The sequence below is a fragment of the Clostridium sp. K04 genome (assembly GCF_019734375.1).
GTDB lineage: Bacteria > Bacillota > Clostridia > Clostridiales > Clostridiaceae > Clostridium > Clostridium saudiense.
In genome coordinates this window covers 48,213-65,136 of record NZ_JAASHD010000001.1, presented here as the reverse complement: position 1 = coordinate 65,136, position 16,924 = coordinate 48,213, and the positions used below count along the sequence as shown (strand labels likewise).

Below are 16,924 nucleotides of genomic sequence, written 5' to 3'. Positions count from 1 at the left end.
ATCCTCCTACAGTTCTCTTTCTTTATGTCTTGTTGCATGACAATTGATATTAACTGCTACAGGCAAACCTGCTATATGAGTTGGATATGTTTCTATATTTAACCCTAAAGCTGTAGTTTTTCCACCAAAGCCCTGTGGCCCTATTCCTAATTTATTAATATTAGCTAAAAGCTCCTCTTCTAAATCACTATAAAACTTATCTTCATTTCTTTTATCTAATGGTCTTATTAATGCTTTTTTAGCCAGATAAGCAGCCTTATCAAAAGTTCCTCCAATTCCCACTCCTATTACTATAGGTGGACATGGATTTGGTCCTGCAAGCTTTACGGTCTCAATTATAAAATCTTTAACTCCTTGTAATCCATCTGATGGTTTAAGCATTTTGATTCTACTCATATTTTCAGATCCAAACCCCTTAGGAGCAACTGTTATTTTTATTTTATCACCAGCCACCATATTATAATAAATAATTGCTGGTGTATTATCTTTTGTATTAATTCTATTAATAGGGTCTTTAACTACTGACTTTCTTAAAAAGCCCTCTTCATAACCCCTTCTGACACCTTCATTTATAGCATCATCTAATAAGCCCCCAACAATATGTACATCTTGTCCTATATCAATAAAAATACAAGCCATTCCAGTATCCTGACATATTGGCATATTTTCATTTTTAGCTATATCAGAATTCAATATTATTTGATCTAATATATTTTCTGCTAATGGCCAAGTTTCATTTTCTTTTGCATTGCATAATGCTCTTTTTACATCATTTGATAAATAATAATTTGCTTCAATACAAAGTTCTTTTACTGTATCAATAATTTTTGATATATGTATTTCTCTCATTTAAGAACCTCCCCTTCCTGTATATATGAATAGTTTATTATTTTTAGATAAATTTTACAACTAAAACCTAAAATAGATTCTATTTATAAAAAAAGCAAAAAAGTTAGCAGCTAATATAAAAATTAACTACTAACTCCTAAATTTCCTGGGAAATTTCTATTATTCTGCACCTTTTTCAGAATTACCATCAAAATATTTATCAATACCATCAGATATTCCTTTTACAATTAATTCTTGATGCGCATCAGTTTTTAACTCTTGTTCTTCTGTTGGATTTGATAAAAAACCACATTCCACTATTATTGAAGCACCTTCATATTTATCTCTTAATATTAAATAAGCTTCTCCTGCTGGCTTAGCAACTCTTTTATTATTATCATTAACTGTTTCTTTAATAGATTCTTGAACTTTAGTTGCTAGTTCATAACTCTTTTCATTTGATGCATACCACACTTGTGCGCCATAACATTTGCTTTGTGGAAACATATTTTGATGTATTGAAACAAATATATCGCAATTTGTTTCTGTCTTTAATGAAACCCTCTTCTTCAAATCTTCCCTTTTTTTCTCTTTTACAGTTTTTCCTTCTTGATAAAGACCTTCATCACTTTCTCTGGTCATACAAACTTTATAACCTTTTTCCTCTAAGTTATCTCTAAGTTTTAATGCTATTTGTAAATTTATATCCTTTTCTATTGTTCCTGATTGTGATTTTGCACCACCATCAATTCCACCATGTCCTGGATCAATTAAAATTATTTTTTGTGATTCATCCTCTTTTACCGTTGCATAAGCTGGAGTAATTAAACTCGTAAGTATTAAGCAAGTAAAAATAGCAACAATAATTTTTTTCATAACACATCCTCCATTATGTTAATCTTGTTTTTATTTTGTTTAATTTTATAACTATTTATTCAAAATAAAAAAAAGAGCGATTTCTCGCTCTTTCTTAATTATTGTTTTCAACTACTATTTCTGCAATATTTGTTGAATGGTCACCTATTCTTTCTAGATTACTTAATAAATCAAGGAATATTGCACCAGCATATGCATTACAAGTACCTTCATGTAATCTCTTAATATGTAGGTCTCTGTATCTCTTATGCATCTTATCTATTTCAGCTTCAACATTTGTTATTTCTTTTGCTTTTGCTGAATCTCTATCAGAATAACTTTCTATTGATATATCTAATGCCTTTAAAGTACTTTGATACATATTTGTTATTTCATCAATAGCTTCATCACTATAGCTTAATTTTTTATTAATCTTTTGAACAGTTAAATCTGCTAAGTTTTCTGCATGATCTCCTATTCTCTCAATATCATTAACTATATGGAATGTAGATGCAACTATATTCTTTTCTTTATCAGATAATTCACATTTAGAAAGCTTAACTAAATAATTTGTTATGCATTCTTCAAGGTTATTAATTATCTCTTCATTTTCATATACTTTTTCAGCTAAGTTTTCATCATTTTTCATAAATGCATCCATAGCTAATTCTAAACTTAATTTTGCCTTATTAGACATTCTTATAGTTTCTTTAACAACTTGTCCAGCCGCAATTACTGGAGTTTCTAATAATCTATCATCTATATATTTAGGTCCTACCTTTTCGTCATCTTCACCTGGTATTATTCTCTCAACTATTTTACATAATATAGGTATTAAAGGAACCATTATTAAAGTATTCACTACATTAAATATTGTATGTGCATTTGCAATTTGTCTATTTACATCTGTAGTGAAATATGAAACAAAGTTACCTAAGAACCCTGGTACTATTATTGGTAAGAATATTATAGTACCAACTACATTGAATATTAAATGCAACATAGCCGCTCTATGAGCAGTTTTATTAGTTCCAACAGTTGCAAGCATTGCTGTTATACAAGTACCAATATTACATCCCATTATTATTGGAAGTGCTTGGTTAATATTTAATGCTCCTGCTGTTGCTAAAGCTACAAGTATACCTGTAGTCGCAGATGAACTTTGAAGTACTGCTGTAATTAATGCCCCTGCTATTACACCTAAATACCAGTGTGATCCTACTGTTGTAAGTATTTCTTGGAACATTGGAGATGATGTCAATGGTTTCATTGCTCCACTCATAGTTCCCATACCAACAAATAAAATACCAAATCCAAGTATTATGTTACCAATTTCTCTTCTCTTTTTGCCCTTAACAAACATTACCATCATAGCACCAACAAAAACAAAAATTGGTGCAATATTATCTAATTTAAAAGCAACTAATTGCGCCGTAACGGTTGTTCCAATATTTGCCCCCATTATAATTCCAGCCGCTTGTGCTAAATTCATTAATCCAGCATTAACAAATCCAACCACCATAACAGTTGTAGCACTACTACTTTGAATTACCATAGTTACTACAGCTCCGACAATAACTCCAATTATAGGATTTTTAGTTACTTTTTCAAGTATCTTTTTTAATCCTTCTCCGGCAGCATTTTCAAGACCATCTCCCATTAACTTCATACCGTAGATGAATAGTCCTAATCCACCTAGTAATTTAACAATAGTTAATATCGTATCCAAGATAATTTCTCCTTCACTCTTGTATATTTTATGTATATTAATAAAAGTTTCACCTCGTTAAGTTTACAATAAAATTTAACATTTGTTAATAGATTTCAACATTTTTTAACATAGATTTAATATTATTCTTTTTAATTTTATGATAGATATTTCATTAATATATATTGATAAACTTTATTTAATTAAAATAAAAAGTAATCATACTAACTATTTACTATTAGTTATGATTACTTTGCTAAACATACAGATTATTTATATTTATATTTTTACTTAATTTCCTCTAATTTTGATTTAATATTATATTTATAATTAAGTCATTACTTAATATTATAGCACCTTATAAGCAATTTCTCTTTTAATAATATTATTTCACATAAAAAAAAAGAGAGGTATAAAACCTCTCTGATAAAATACTATCTCTTAGAGAATTGTGGTGCTCTTCTAGCTTTCTTAAGACCGTATTTCTTTCTTTCTTTCATTCTTGGGTCTCTTGTTACGAAACCAGCTTTCTTTAATTCAGATTTTAAGTTTTCATCTGATTTAATTAAAGCTCTTGTAATTCCGTGTCTGATAGCTCCAGCTTGACCTGTGAATCCACCACCGTGAACGTTAACTAAAACGTCGAACTTATCCTTAGTTCCAGTTAAAACTAATGGTTGGTTAACTATCATTCTTAAAGTTTCTAAACCGAAGTAAGTTTCGATTTCTCTATTATTGATAACAACTTTACCGTTTCCTGGTACAAGTCTAACTCTTGCGATTGATTTTTTTCTTCTTCCAGTACCCATGTATTGAACTTTTGCCATTTTTTATTCCTCCTCCCGAGCTTGTATTAGTACTTTAATTCAAGTACTTCTGGTTGTTGAGCTGCATGTTCGTGCTCAGCACCTTGGTATACTTTTAACTTCTTAAGCATTTTTCTTCCTAATACTCCTGTTGGAAGCATTCTTCTAACTGCTTCTTCGAAAGCGAATTCAGGTTTCTTAGCTAATACTTCTCTGTATGGAGTTTCTTTTAATCCACCTGGATATAAGCTGTGCTTTCTCATCATTTTTTGATCTAACTTCTTACCAGTTAAAACAACTTTTTCTGCATTGATAACTATAACGAAATCTCCGCAATCAACATTTGGTGTAAATGTTGGCTTATTCTTTCCTCTTAATATTGAAGCAACTTGGCTAGCAACTCTTCCTAGTGGCTTACCAGCAGCGTCAACAACATACCATTTTCTTTCAACTTCTTGTGCTTTTGCAATGTATGATTTCATGTGTTTTCCCTCCCTGAACTTACATTTATCGTTATACTTCATTATGTATAACATTTATGTCAAGACCTCGGGGCTCGTGGCCTTACGTACATAAATTATTCTAACAAACAAAATAAATTATAATACACGGATGCGGGTGTGTCAATATTTTTTGTAAATATTTTTTAATAATACACCTCTTTTAAAAATAGTCCATGAGGAGGCACGCAATCTCCTGCTAAAGTTCTATCTTTTTGATTTATTATATCTGATATTGACACAGCATCTGTTTTTCCCCTACCAACGTTTATTAGAGTCCCAACTATTATTCTAACCATATTATATAAAAAACCATCACCACTTACAGAAATTTTTATAACTTTCTCTTCTTTTTCTACTTTTACATCAAAAATAGTTCTAACAGTACCCTTTACAGAACTTCCTTGTGTCTTAAAAGCAGCAAAATCATGTGTACCGATAAACTGCTTTGCAGCAATTTTCATAGCATCTATATCAAGATCATATTTGTAATGGTACATTTGATTTCTCATTAATGCAGAAGGTACTTCAGAATTTAATATATAATACTCATATGTCTTACCCTTTGCACAATATCTTGCGTGAAAATCATCTTCTACCTGTTCTGATTTTATTATTACTATATCCTCAGGCAATTTAACGTTTAGTGCCTCTCTAAACTTAGCAGGAGGCACTTTACTATTAGTTTTAAAATTAGCAACAAATCCTTTTGCATGAACACCAGCATCAGTTCTCGAGCTTCCTGTTACTTCACAATACTCCTTAGTAACAAGCTCGATAGCCTCTTCAATCTCCCCTTGTATTGTTTTAAGCTCCTTTTGCTTTTGCCATCCATAATAATTTGTTCCATCATATTCTAAGGTTAATTTAATATTATTCAACATATCACCTTTTCAATTAAATTTATTACATTGTAAATCTAACAATGAGTGTACTAGTTAATAATAAAGCAAATACACCAAATGCAATGAAATCTTTAGAAGTAAACTTTAGAACTTTCATTCTAGTTCTTCCAGCTCCCCCTCTATAACATCTTGCTTCCATGGCCATAGCAAGTTCATCCGCTCTTCTAAATGAACTAATAAATAACGGTACTAAAAGTGGAATTAAACTCTTAGCCTTCTGTATTAATCCACCACTTTCAAAATCAGCACCCCTAGCTTTTTGTGCTTTCATAATTTTATCAGTTTCATCAATAAGAGTAGGTATAAATCTTAATGCAATAGTCATCATCATAGCTAATTCATGAGCCATTTCTTTACCTATTGGCCTTAATAATCTTTCTATTCCATCTGTTAATTCTATTGGGGATGTAGTTAATGTTAATACAGATGTCCCCATAATAAGAAGTATTAATCTTATTGCCATAAATAATGCAGTTTTTATTCCCGATTCATAAATTTTTATAAATCCAAGTTCAAAAAGTAATCTTCCCTCTCTAAGCATAAAAATATTTAAAATTGCAGTTAATGCTATTAATAAAAATACCGGCTTTAATCCCTTATACAGATATCTAGGAGATATTTTAGCTACATAAACAACTAATGCCAAGAAAGCAACAATAAAAACATATCCAACAAATTTATCTACAATAAATAAGCTAATTATAAATAAAAATGCTATTAATATCTTCGTTCTAGGATCTAGTTTATGTATAAAAGATTCACCTGGTATATACTGACCTATAGTTATATCTTTAATCATCTTAAACTTCTCTCTTTCCTCTATTTGCTAAAGCTTTTAAAATTTCTTGAGTTCCTTTTTCAACAGTAAACACTTCATCAGAAACATCAAAACCTTTTTCTCTTAATGCTCTCATTAAATAAGTAACTTGTGGAACTGCAAGCCCTATTCTTTCAAGTGTTTCTACTTCTTTAAATATTTCTGAAGGTTTTCCTAATAACTCAATCTTTCCGCCATTCATAACTACAATTCTTTCAGCAAGTTTTCCTACATCCTCCATACTATGACTAACTAAAACAATTGTCATTTTATATTTTTCGTGAAGTATCTTTATTTGTTCTAAAATATCATCTCTTCCCTTAGGATCTAATCCAGCCGTTGGTTCATCAAGAATTAGTACCTTAGGTTCCATGGCTATAACACCAGCTATTGCAACCCTTCGTTTTTGACCTCCACTTAAATCGAATGGTGAAACATCCTTATAAGTTTCATAATCAAGACCAACCATCTCCATTGATTTCTTAACTCTATTAGAGACCTCTTCAGCAGATAAACCTAAATTATTTGGCCCGAATGCTACATCTTTCTCAATAGTTTCTTCGAATAATTGATATTCAGGATATTGAAATACTAATCCTATTTTCTTTCTAATATCAGTAAGTTTAACCTCTTTGCTAGTTATGTCAACTTCATCAACTAAAATTCTTCCAGAGCTAGGCTCCAATAATCCATTTAAATGTTGAATAAGTGTAGATTTACCTGAACCAGTATGACCTATTAAGGCTAAAAATTCTCCATCTTCTATTGTTAAATTAACATTATCTAATGCCTTTTTTTCAAATGGAGTTTTAGGCATATATACATGTGTTAAATTCTCTATTTTAATTGACATAACGCACTCACCATCTCATTCACATTTAAAATTTTAGTATCAATATTTACTCCTGCTTTTTGTAATTCATAACATATTTCTGTTACTTGAGGAACATCTAACCCTATTTTCTTCATAGTTTCTACCTCTGACAAAACATCACGTGGAATTCCCTCGATTATTACTTTTCCTTTATCCATTACAACCACTCTATCAGCTTCGGCAGCTTCATCCATATAGTGAGTAATTAATATAACAGTTATTCCATGCTTTTTATTTAACTCTTTAATATTATTCATTACTTCTTTTCTACCTGATGGATCAAGCATTGCAGTTGGTTCATCAAAAATGATACACTTTGGTTGCATTGCTAATATACCAGCAATTGCAATTCTTTGTTTTTGCCCTCCTGATAATAAATGTGGAGCATGCCTTTTATATTCACTCATTCCAACCTTTTCAAGAGCATCATCAACTCTTTTTCTTATTTCTTGTGGTGGAACCCCTAAATTTTCTGGTCCAAAAGCAACATCTTCTTCAACAATTGTTGCAACTAACTGATTATCTGGATTTTGGAATACCATTCCTGCACTTGATCTAATATCCCATACATTATTTTCATCAGTTGTATCTAATCCATTTACAATAACAGTTCCTTCAGTAGGTATTAATAAGGCATTCATATGTTTTGCAACAGTAGATTTTCCTGATCCATTATGCCCTAAAACAACTAAAAATTCACCTTTATTTACATCTAAATTTAATCCATCTATAGCTAACTTTTCTATTCCTTCTTCACCTGTAGAATATTTATAAACTACGTTTTTACATTCTATCATTTTCTGCATATGTATCCCTCCTTTAGAAACATCATATTTTATATAACTAAATTACATAAATTTCATATAAATTTCCATAATTTAATTATATAGAAGCTTTAATTAATTACAAGTATTTGATTTAATATAATCTCTCCATTATCTTATGACAAAATCAACATATTTAATTAATATTTTTTTATATGAAAAAATGGGGATTAAGTAAAACTTAATCCCCAGAGTGAAATTATACTAATTCAAGTATAACAACTTCAGCTCCGTCTCCTCTTCTAGGACCTTTTTTGATCATTCTAGTGTATCCGCCGTTTCTTTCAGCGTACTTTGGAGCGATTTCATCAAATAATGTTTTAACAACATCTTCTTCTAAAACGTAAGCTAAAACTTGTCTTCTAGCGTGAAGATCTCCTCTTTTTGCAAGAGTAATCATCTTTTCAGCTATAGATCTAGCTTCTTTAGCTCTAGTTTCAGTAGTTTCAATTCTACCATGCTTTAAGAAGCTAGTAACAAGACTTCTTAACATAGCTCTTCTTTGGTCTGTAGAAAGACCTAACTTACGATAACCTGCCATGGATTTACCTCCCTACTCGTCGCTTAGTTTTAAGGCTAAACCTAATTCCTTAAGCTTTCTTTCAACTTCTTCTAAAGATTTCTTTCCTAGATTTCTTACTTTCATCATGTCGTCCATTGATTTACCAGCAAGCTCTTGTACTGTATTGATACCAGCTCTCTTTAAGCAGTTATAAGATCTAACTGAAAGATCTAGTTCTTCAACAGTCATTTCTAGTACTTTTTCTTTCTTATCTTCTTCTTTTTCAATCATTATTTCAACATCATTAGTTGCAACACCTAATGACATGAATAACTTAAAGTGCTCTATTAAAATCTTAGCAGATAAGCTTATAGCTTCATCTATTTTAATAGTACCATTAGTCCAAATTTCTAGTGTTAATTTATCATAATCAGTGATTTGACCAACTCTAGTATTATCTACTGTAAAGTTTACTCTCTTAACAGGAGTATAAATAGAGTCAATAGCTATTGATGAAAGTGGTAGTGCATCACTCTTATTTTTATTTTGAGTAACATATCCTCTACCTCTGTTAACTGTTAATTCCATGTACAGTCTTCCATTTTCATCAAGTGTAGCAATGTGTAAATCTTTATTGATTACTTCAACACTTCCATCAGTCTTGATATCTGCACCTGTAACAACTCCTGGTCCCTTAGCATCTATATAGATAGTTTGTGGACCTTCGCCTTCCATTGTTAATGCTAAACATTTGATGTTAAGAATTAATTCAGTAACATCCTCTTTAACACCTTGTACAGTAGAGAATTCATGAAGTACTCCATCAATCTTAATTGATGTAGTAGCTACACCTGGAAGAGAAGATAAAAGAATTCTTCTCATTGCATTTCCAAGTGTAATACCATATCCTCTTTCTAATGGTTCAACTACATATTTACCATATGTACCATCTTCATTTGACTCTATACATTCAATTATTGGCTTTTCTATTTCTAACATGTATAAACCCTCCTTATATATAAAATGGCAACCTTTTTACGAGGGCAACTGATTCCATTAAATAATCTAAAATAATATCTTAATATAAAATATATTAAACTATTATTTGCTGTATAATTCGACAATTAGAGTTTCATTAACTGGTACGTCAATGTCTTCTCTAGCTGGTACAGCAACAACTTTACCTTCATAGTTTTCAACGTTAGCTTCTAACCATTTTGGTAATGTCTTTGGATTTTCAGCAAAAGTCTTGAACTTTTCAGTTCCTCTGCTCTTTTCACAAACAGATACTACATCGTTAACTGATACTCTGTATGATGGAATATCAACTTTCTTACCATTTACTAAGAAATGTCCGTGAGTAACTAATTGTCTAGCTTCGTTTCTAGAAGCACCGTATCCTAATCTGTAAACAACGTTATCTAATCTCATTTCTAGTAACATTAATAAGTTTTCACCAGTGATTCCCTTCATGTGGTCAGCCTTTTCATAGTAATGTCTGAATTGACCTTCTAAAACACCGTATATTCTTCTAGCTTTTTGCTTTTCTCTTAATTGTACTCCGTAGTTAGATAACTTCTTCTTAGCTGCTCCATGTTGTCCTGGTGCATAGCTTCTTCTTACGAAAGCACATTTATCTGTATAACATCTATCTCCCTTAAGGAATAGCTTTTGACCTTCTCTTCTACATAATCTACATGTAGCTCCAGTATATCTTGCCATTCGTTACACCTCCTGTTGAATTTAAATATAATTAGACTCTTCTTCTCTTCGGTGGTCTACATCCGTTGTGTGGAATTGGAGTAACATCTTTAATTAAAGTTACTTCTAATCCTGCAGCTTGTAATGATCTTATAGCTGCTTCTCTACCAGCACCTGGTCCTTTTACGTATACTTCTATACTCTTTAAACCGTGTTCCATAGCTGCTTTAGCTGCTGTTTCTGCTGCCATTTGAGATGCAAATGGTGTGCTCTTTCTTGAACCTCTGAAACCTAGAGCTCCAGCACTTGACCATGATAAAGCATTTCCAGCCGCATCAGTTAAAGTAACTATTGAGTTATTGAAAGTTGATTGGATGTGTGCAGCACCATGCTCAACATTCTTTCTTTCTTTTCTTCTTCTAGTAGTCTTTTTGACTTTTTGAGCCATCGAAATCCCTCCTCACTACTTCTTCTTATTTGCGATAGTCTTCTTAGGACCTTTTCTAGTTCTAGCGTTAGTCTTAGTTTTTTGTCCTCTAACTGGAAGACCTTTTCTATGTCTAATACCTCTGTAACAACCTATTTCAACTAATCTCTTAATATTTAAAGCAACATCTCTTCTTAAGTCACCTTCAACCATTAAGTTCTTGTTTACATAGTTTCTGATTTCATTTACTTCATCCTCAGTAAGATCCTTGATTCTAGTATCTGGATTGATTCCAGTAGTAGCTAATATCTTTTGAGAAGTAGATAAACCAACTCCGTATATATATGTTAGACCTATTTCAACTCTTTTTTCCTTTGGTAGGTCAACGCCTGCTATTCTTGCCATTTGAACTTACACCTCCTGTTTATTGAAATGCAATTTTTTATTTTTGCTTTTGATAAATTTATATTAAAATCTTAGGTCGATAGGTTAATTTAACCTATCGTCAGCCGTACCTAAAATCAATAAGCTGATTTAAACGCCTATATAATAATATTGAAATTTCAAATAAAAGTCAATATATTAATAATTGTAAATTATTCTGCCTAATATTAAATCATATTAGCCTTGTTTTTGCTTGTGCTTAGGATTTTCACAGATTACCATTACTCTTCCTTTTCTTCTAATAATCTTGCACTTTTCGCAAATAGGCTTAACTGATGGTCTTACTTTCATCGCTAACCCTCCTTGTGTAATTTATGGTAAATACTTTTACCTTATTTTGCTCTCCAAGTAATTCTTCCTCTTGTTAGGTCATATGGAGAAAGTTCTATAGTAACCTTATCTCCTGGAAGAATTCTTATGAAGTTCATTCTTAATTTTCCTGATATATGAGCTAAAATTTTATGACCACTTTCTAACTCAACTTGAAACATTGCATTTGGTAAAGCCTCTAAGACTACACCTTGCATTTCTATTACATCATCTTTTGACATAAGGTAATCAACCCTCCTTAACAATGCCTTTTAGTTTTAGAAATCTCTTAATTTTTAAATCAGTACCTTTTTTCTTTAATATAACTGATGCTTTAATCTCATCATCTACATTCTCTAAAACAATAAAATGTTTTATGCTTTTTTTCTTAGGCATCTGAATTGTCTTATTACTTCCATTACTAAGAAGGTAATAAGTATCATCAACTTTATCAACAATAACGTAATAATGATTCTTATCTCTTCCGCATTTTGAAAGAACAATTTTCCCAATTAAGTCATTGTTTTGCAAATCACTTTCACCTCGATGATTACCTTAGCCATAAATCTACAAGCCACCTTTTGGTATCATGCGAATTTATAACTAAGCAACACTTATTTAATCAGTGTTAATATCTCTGGTCCATCTGGTAAAATTACAACAGTGTTTTCATAGTGAGCCGAAAGGCTCTTATCTGCTGAGACTACTGTCCAATCATCACCTAAAGTAGCTACTCTATATGTTCCCATATTAACCATAGGTTCTATAGCTAGAGCCATACCAGCAACTAATTTTGGACCTCGGCCTGGTCTTCCGAAGTTAGGAACTTCTGGATCCTCATGGACACTCTTTCCTATTCCGTGACCTACAAATTCTCTTACAACAGAGAAACCTGAAGCCTCAACGTAGCGTTGTATTTCATGTGAAATATCAGTTAGTCTATTTCCTATTTTAGCAAATTCCAAACCCTTAAAAAAGGATTCTTCAGTAACTTTAATAAGTTTTTTTGCTTCATCTGAAATATTACCTACAGCAAAAGTTCTTGCTGCATCACCATGGAACCCATTAATATGTGCACCACAGTCAACACTAATAATATCTCCCTCTTTTAATACATACCCTCCTGGTATTCCATGAACTACTTGCTCATTAACAGATATACATAGTGAAGCAGGAAATCCATAGAGCCCTTTAAATGAAGGTGTCGCCCCATGCTTAGTTATAAATTCTTCTGCTATCCTATCTAATTCAGCAGTAGTTATTCCTGGTTTAACCTCTTTTTCAACTAATAGAAGAGTTTCAGCTACGATTCTACCAGCAATCCTCATTAGGTCGATTTCTTTATCATTTTTGATAATAATCATTAGTTTGCACTCCCTAATATCTCGCAGATACTTTCGAATACTTCATTAATAGCTTTAGTTCCATCTACAGTAGAAAGTAAGTTTTTCTCTTTGTAAAAATCAATCAGTGGTTGTGTTTGTCTTTCATAGACATCTAATCTCTCTTTTACTGTTTCTTCAACATCATCTTTTCTTTGGATGACATTGTCTCCACACACATCGCAAACACCATCAACAGCTGGTGGATTGAATTTTATATGATAACTAGCTCCACATGATAAACAAACTCTTCTTCCTGTCATTCTTTCAAGTATGAAACTGCTAGGTACTTCGATACATAAAGCTGTATCTAAGTTTTCATCTCTTGATTCTAAAAACTCTTGTAAAGCTTCAGCTTGAGCAACAGTTCTTGGGAAACCATCTAATAGATAACCATTTTTACAGTCTTCCCATGTTAGTCTGTCCTTAACCATATTAATAGTTACTTCATCAGGTACTAATTGACCATTATCCATATATTGCTTTGCTTCTATTCCTAAAGGGGTTTCTTCGGAAATATTCTTTCTAAAGATATCCCCAGTAGAAATATGTGGTATAGAGTATCTATTACTAATTGATTTTGCCTGTGTTCCTTTTCCAGCCCCAGGAGGACCTAATAATACTATCTTCACGGGCATCATCTCCATTATAAATCTATTTTAAGAATCCTTGGTAGTGTCTCATAACTAATTGTGAGTCTAATTGTCTAGAGAAATCTAAACCAACTCCAATTAAGATTAATAGTGACGTTCCACCAAATTGAATTCCACTTAAATCTGTATAATTACTAATTAATATTGGAGTAACAGCTAATAGTGCTGCAAATAATCCCCCGATTAAAGATACTTTTGTAAGTACTTTTTCAAAATACTTCTCTGTAGCTTCACCTGGTCTTACTCCTGGTACAAAGCCTGCAGACTTATGAAGATTTTCAGCCATTTCATCTGGTTTGAATGTTATTTGAGTATAGAACCAAGTAAAGAATACTGTTAATACTGCATAACAAACTGGATACATCCATGTACTTTTATTAAAAATACTATATGGACTAGTTAATATCCATTTTGACCATCCCTTAGTTGGGAAGAAATTAGCTATTGTTTCAGGGAACATCATTACAGACATCGCAAATATAATTGCAATAACTGCTGATCCAATTAAACTTAGTGGTATATGAGTAGATTGACCTTTCATAACCTTAGAACCTACAGCCTTACCAGCATACTGGATTGGCACTCTTCTCTCTGCTAATGAGAAGTAAATTGTAAATACTAATAGTGCTAAAGCACCAACTAAGAATAATGCTATTTCAATAATAGTAATTTCACCTGCTTCTTTTAATGTAAATAATGACATTAAAGTTGTAGGTAATTGAGATACTATATTGACAAATATTAATATTGAAACTCCGTTTCCAAATCCTTTTTGAGTTATTTGGTCACCAAGCCACATACAGAAAGTAGATCCTACTACTAATGAAATTAATACTATTGCTTTTTGAGCAGTATTTAATCCAGTTGCTGCACCTTGTGCTGCAATCATTGAGTAAATTCCAATTGCTAATACAAAACCTATAGCTATTGAAGCGTATCTTGTAATAGATTGAATTTTCTTTCTACCTTCTTCTCCTTCTTTAGATAATTGCTCTAATGAAGGAATTGCAATTGTTAATAATTGCATTATGATTGATGCATTAATATAAGGTGAAACACTTAACGCAAATATACTAAACTTGCTTAATGCTCCTCCTGATATTAAATTGTAAAAGCCAAGTAACCCACCAGAGTTTGTCATTGAGCTTAAATAACTAGTATCAATTCCAGGAACGGGAATATGTATTCCAATCCTGAAAATTGCTACTAAAAATATCGTCCATAAAAATCTTTTTCTAAGTTCCGGAACCTTCCAGGCATTACGTAGGGTTGATAGCATATTACATCACCTCAACTTTTCCTCCAGCTGCTTCTATCTTTTCAGCTGCTGCCTTAGACATCTTACATCCTTGAACAGTTAAGCTCTTTTCTAGTGTTCCGTTTCCTAATATCTTAACTCCATCTTTAACTTTAGATATTACTCTTGTTTCAAGTAATAATTCTGGAGTTACTACTGTGCCGTTTTCAAATATGTTTAATCTATCAACATTGATAGAAACTATTTGCTTAGCGAAGATATTAGTGAATCCTCTCTTAGGAAGTCTTCTGTATAATGGCATTTGACCACCTTCAAATCCTGGTCTAACTCCACCGCCTGATCTAGCGTTTTGTCCTTTTTCACCTTTACCAGCGTTTCTTCCTAAACCTGAACCAGTACCTCTACCAACTCTCTTAGGAGCTTTTTTACTACCAGCTGCTGGTTTTAATTCATGAAGTTTCATATCTCGTGCACCTCCTCTTTATTATACTTCTTCTACTTTTAATAAGTAGTCAACTTTGTTGATCATACCTCTGATTTGAGGAGTATCCTCATGCTCTACAGTTTTGTTAATCTTTCTTAGACCAAGAGCATTTGCAGTAGCGATATGGTCTTTCTTTCTGCCTATTAAGCTTTTAACTAAAGTAACCTTTATCTTTGCCATTGCGTATACCTCCTAACCTAATATTTCTTCTACAGTTTTGCCTCTTAATCTAGCTATATCTTCAGCTGTTCTTAAGTTTGCTAAACCATTAATTGTAGCATTTACCATGTTTCTTGGATTGTTTGAACCTAAAGACTTAGCTCTAACGTCCTTTAATCCTGCTAATTCTAATACAGCTCTTGCTGGTCCACCAGCGATAACTCCTGTACCTTCTTTAGCTGGCATGATTAAAACTTTACCAGTTCCAAACTTACCATATATTTCATGAGGAACTGTTGTTCCAACTATAGCAACGCTAACCATGTTTTTCTTAGCGTCTTCGATTCCTTTTTTAATTGCTTCTGGGATTTCGATTGACTTACCCATTCCTACGCCTACGTGTCCGTTCTCATCACCAACAACAACTAAAGCGCTGAATCTGAAGTTTCTACCACCCTTAACAACCTTAGTAACTCTGTTTATAAAAACAACCTTTTCCTTAAGGTCTAGTGTGCTAGGATCGATTCTCATTGATTTCCCTCCTTGTTTGATTAGAATTTTAAGCCTGCTTCTCTAGCGCTTTCTGCTAATGTTTGAACTCTTCCGTGATATACGTATCCACCTCTGTCGAATACAACTTCAGTTATACCTTTATCTAAAGCTCTCTTAGCAACTAGTTCACCAACTAATTTAGCAGCTTCTTTGTTTCCGCCTACTTTAACATCAACTTCTTTATCTAAAGTTGAAGCAGATACTAAAGTTACAGCATTTATATCATCTATAATTTGAGCATATATGTTTTTTTCACTTCTATAAACTGAAAGTCTTGGTCTTTCAGGAGTACCAGAAATTTTCTTACGTACTCTAAGGTGACGCTTTGCTCTACTTGCTTTCTTGTCTGCCTTCTTGAACATAAGGTTCACTCCTTCCTAATTATTTCTTACCAGTCTTACCTTCTTTACGTCTGATAACTTCGCCTTCGAATTTAATTCCTTTACCCTTATATGGTTCAGGTTTTCTCCACTTTCTTATATCAGCCGCAGCAGCACCAACTAATTGCTTATCGATTCCTGAAACAACTACTTTTGTAGCTGCTGGAGTTTCGAAAGTGATTCCTTCAGCTGGTTCTATTTCAACTGGGTGTGAATATCCTAAGTTCATTACAAGTTTCTTTCCTTGTAATTGTGCTCTATAACCAACACCGATTAATTCTAGAGTCTTTTGGTATCCCTTTTCAACTCCTATGATCATGTTGTTGATTAATGCTCTAGTTAATCCGTGAAGAGCTCTATGCTCTTTAACATCACTAGGTCTTGTAACAACAACTTGGTTGTCTTCAACTGCTATATTCATGTCTTTGTCCATAGCCTTAACTAATTGCCCTTTTGGCCCTTTTACAGTAACAACGTTATCTTCAGTAACTGTAACTGTAACTCCAGCAGGGATAGCTATTGGTAATCTACCTACTCTTGACATAATCGCACCTCC

25 protein-coding genes are annotated in these 16,924 nt (G+C 32.4%); all 25 read right to left on the bottom strand.

Annotated elements, in window-relative coordinates; translation table 11 throughout:
• Positions 1-6 precede the first annotated feature (6 nt).
• Positions 7-849, bottom strand: a complete 843-nt coding sequence (locus tag HCG70_RS00410) for a fumarate hydratase (RefSeq protein WP_042401435.1) — start codon at positions 847-849, stop codon at positions 7-9.
• Between the two features lie 159 nt (positions 850-1,008).
• Positions 1,009-1,704: an N-acetylmuramoyl-L-alanine amidase CwlD gene (gene cwlD, locus HCG70_RS00405; protein ID WP_042401439.1), complete on the bottom strand. Its 696-nt coding sequence runs from the start codon at positions 1,702-1,704 to the stop codon at positions 1,009-1,011.
• A gap of 94 nt (positions 1,705-1,798) precedes the next feature.
• Entirely contained in the window at positions 1,799-3,412 is a 1,614-nt protein-coding gene (locus HCG70_RS00400; protein WP_042401444.1) for a Na/Pi cotransporter family protein, read from the bottom strand.
• Positions 3,413-3,825: 413 nt separating this feature from the next.
• Positions 3,826-4,218 (bottom strand): 30S ribosomal protein S9, encoded by a 393-nt coding sequence (gene rpsI / locus HCG70_RS00395; RefSeq protein ID WP_042401449.1) that lies wholly within the window; start codon positions 4,216-4,218, stop codon positions 3,826-3,828.
• Positions 4,219-4,244: 26 nt separating this feature from the next.
• Positions 4,245-4,679: a 50S ribosomal protein L13 gene (gene rplM / locus HCG70_RS00390; RefSeq protein ID WP_042401459.1), complete on the bottom strand. Its 435-nt coding sequence runs from the start codon at positions 4,677-4,679 to the stop codon at positions 4,245-4,247.
• 164 nt (positions 4,680-4,843) lie between these two features.
• Positions 4,844-5,578: a tRNA pseudouridine(38-40) synthase TruA gene (truA, locus tag HCG70_RS00385; RefSeq protein ID WP_042401463.1), complete on the bottom strand. Its 735-nt coding sequence runs from the start codon at positions 5,576-5,578 to the stop codon at positions 4,844-4,846.
• Between the two features lie 25 nt (positions 5,579-5,603).
• Entirely contained in the window at positions 5,604-6,401 is a 798-nt protein-coding gene (locus HCG70_RS00380) for an energy-coupling factor transporter transmembrane protein EcfT (protein WP_221697333.1), read from the bottom strand.
• 1 nt (position 6,402) lies between these two features.
• A complete protein-coding gene (locus tag HCG70_RS00375) occupies positions 6,403-7,272 on the bottom strand; it encodes an energy-coupling factor transporter ATPase (protein ID WP_042401470.1) in 870 nt (289 codons plus the stop codon).
• A complete protein-coding gene (locus HCG70_RS00370) occupies positions 7,257-8,099 on the bottom strand; it encodes an energy-coupling factor transporter ATPase (RefSeq protein WP_042401473.1) in 843 nt (280 codons plus the stop codon). The genes HCG70_RS00375 and HCG70_RS00370 overlap by 16 nt, the downstream gene beginning before the upstream one ends.
• 217 nt (positions 8,100-8,316) lie before the next feature.
• On the bottom strand, positions 8,317-8,658 hold the full coding sequence (gene rplQ, locus HCG70_RS00365) for a 50S ribosomal protein L17 (RefSeq protein ID WP_042401475.1): 342 nt from the start codon (positions 8,656-8,658) through the stop codon (positions 8,317-8,319).
• A 12-nt stretch (positions 8,659-8,670) separates the two neighbouring features.
• A complete protein-coding gene (locus tag HCG70_RS00360) occupies positions 8,671-9,618 on the bottom strand; it encodes a DNA-directed RNA polymerase subunit alpha (RefSeq protein WP_042401477.1) in 948 nt (315 codons plus the stop codon).
• A gap of 102 nt (positions 9,619-9,720) precedes the next feature.
• Entirely contained in the window at positions 9,721-10,341 is a 621-nt protein-coding gene (rpsD, locus tag HCG70_RS00355; RefSeq protein ID WP_042401480.1) for a 30S ribosomal protein S4, read from the bottom strand.
• 31 nt (positions 10,342-10,372) lie between these two features.
• Complete coding sequence (gene rpsK, locus HCG70_RS00350) at positions 10,373-10,768, bottom strand: 30S ribosomal protein S11 (RefSeq protein WP_005212098.1); 396 nt, start codon at positions 10,766-10,768, stop codon at positions 10,373-10,375.
• Between the two features lie 15 nt (positions 10,769-10,783).
• Positions 10,784-11,152 carry a 30S ribosomal protein S13 gene (gene rpsM, locus HCG70_RS00345; RefSeq protein WP_042401482.1) on the bottom strand — a complete coding sequence of 123 codons (369 nt, stop codon included), beginning with the start codon at positions 11,150-11,152 and terminating at the stop codon, positions 10,784-10,786.
• Between the two features lie 216 nt (positions 11,153-11,368).
• On the bottom strand, positions 11,369-11,482 hold the full coding sequence (rpmJ, locus tag HCG70_RS00340; protein ID WP_003448032.1) for a 50S ribosomal protein L36: 114 nt from the start codon (positions 11,480-11,482) through the stop codon (positions 11,369-11,371).
• A 41-nt stretch (positions 11,483-11,523) separates the two neighbouring features.
• The gene (gene infA / locus HCG70_RS00335) at positions 11,524-11,742 is read right to left on the bottom strand and encodes a translation initiation factor IF-1 (protein WP_005212092.1); all 219 of its coding nucleotides are present in this window, start codon (positions 11,740-11,742) and stop codon (positions 11,524-11,526) included.
• Between the two features lie 7 nt (positions 11,743-11,749).
• The gene (locus HCG70_RS00330) at positions 11,750-12,031 is read right to left on the bottom strand and encodes a KOW domain-containing RNA-binding protein (protein ID WP_042401491.1); all 282 of its coding nucleotides are present in this window, start codon (positions 12,029-12,031) and stop codon (positions 11,750-11,752) included.
• An 83-nt stretch (positions 12,032-12,114) separates the two neighbouring features.
• Entirely contained in the window at positions 12,115-12,864 is a 750-nt protein-coding gene (gene map, locus HCG70_RS00325) for a type I methionyl aminopeptidase (protein WP_042401494.1), read from the bottom strand.
• Positions 12,864-13,514 carry an adenylate kinase gene (locus HCG70_RS00320; RefSeq protein ID WP_042401497.1) on the bottom strand — a complete coding sequence of 217 codons (651 nt, stop codon included), beginning with the start codon at positions 13,512-13,514 and terminating at the stop codon, positions 12,864-12,866. Before HCG70_RS00320 ends, map begins: the two co-directional genes overlap by 1 nt.
• A gap of 22 nt (positions 13,515-13,536) precedes the next feature.
• Positions 13,537-14,814: a preprotein translocase subunit SecY gene (gene secY, locus HCG70_RS00315; RefSeq protein WP_195953332.1), complete on the bottom strand. Its 1,278-nt coding sequence runs from the start codon at positions 14,812-14,814 to the stop codon at positions 13,537-13,539.
• A gap of 1 nt (position 14,815) precedes the next feature.
• Positions 14,816-15,256 (bottom strand): 50S ribosomal protein L15, encoded by a 441-nt coding sequence (rplO, locus tag HCG70_RS00310; RefSeq protein WP_042401505.1) that lies wholly within the window; start codon positions 15,254-15,256, stop codon positions 14,816-14,818.
• Between the two features lie 21 nt (positions 15,257-15,277).
• Positions 15,278-15,457 (bottom strand): 50S ribosomal protein L30, encoded by a 180-nt coding sequence (gene rpmD, locus HCG70_RS00305; protein ID WP_005212077.1) that lies wholly within the window; start codon positions 15,455-15,457, stop codon positions 15,278-15,280.
• A gap of 12 nt (positions 15,458-15,469) precedes the next feature.
• The gene (gene rpsE / locus HCG70_RS00300) at positions 15,470-15,967 is read right to left on the bottom strand and encodes a 30S ribosomal protein S5 (RefSeq protein WP_042401509.1); all 498 of its coding nucleotides are present in this window, start codon (positions 15,965-15,967) and stop codon (positions 15,470-15,472) included.
• A 20-nt stretch (positions 15,968-15,987) separates the two neighbouring features.
• The gene (gene rplR / locus HCG70_RS00295) at positions 15,988-16,350 is read right to left on the bottom strand and encodes a 50S ribosomal protein L18 (protein WP_042401512.1); all 363 of its coding nucleotides are present in this window, start codon (positions 16,348-16,350) and stop codon (positions 15,988-15,990) included.
• Positions 16,351-16,369: 19 nt separating this feature from the next.
• Positions 16,370-16,912, bottom strand: coding sequence for a 50S ribosomal protein L6 (gene rplF, locus HCG70_RS00290; RefSeq protein ID WP_042401515.1), 543 nt, complete (start codon positions 16,910-16,912; stop codon positions 16,370-16,372).
• Positions 16,913-16,924 lie beyond the last annotated feature (12 nt).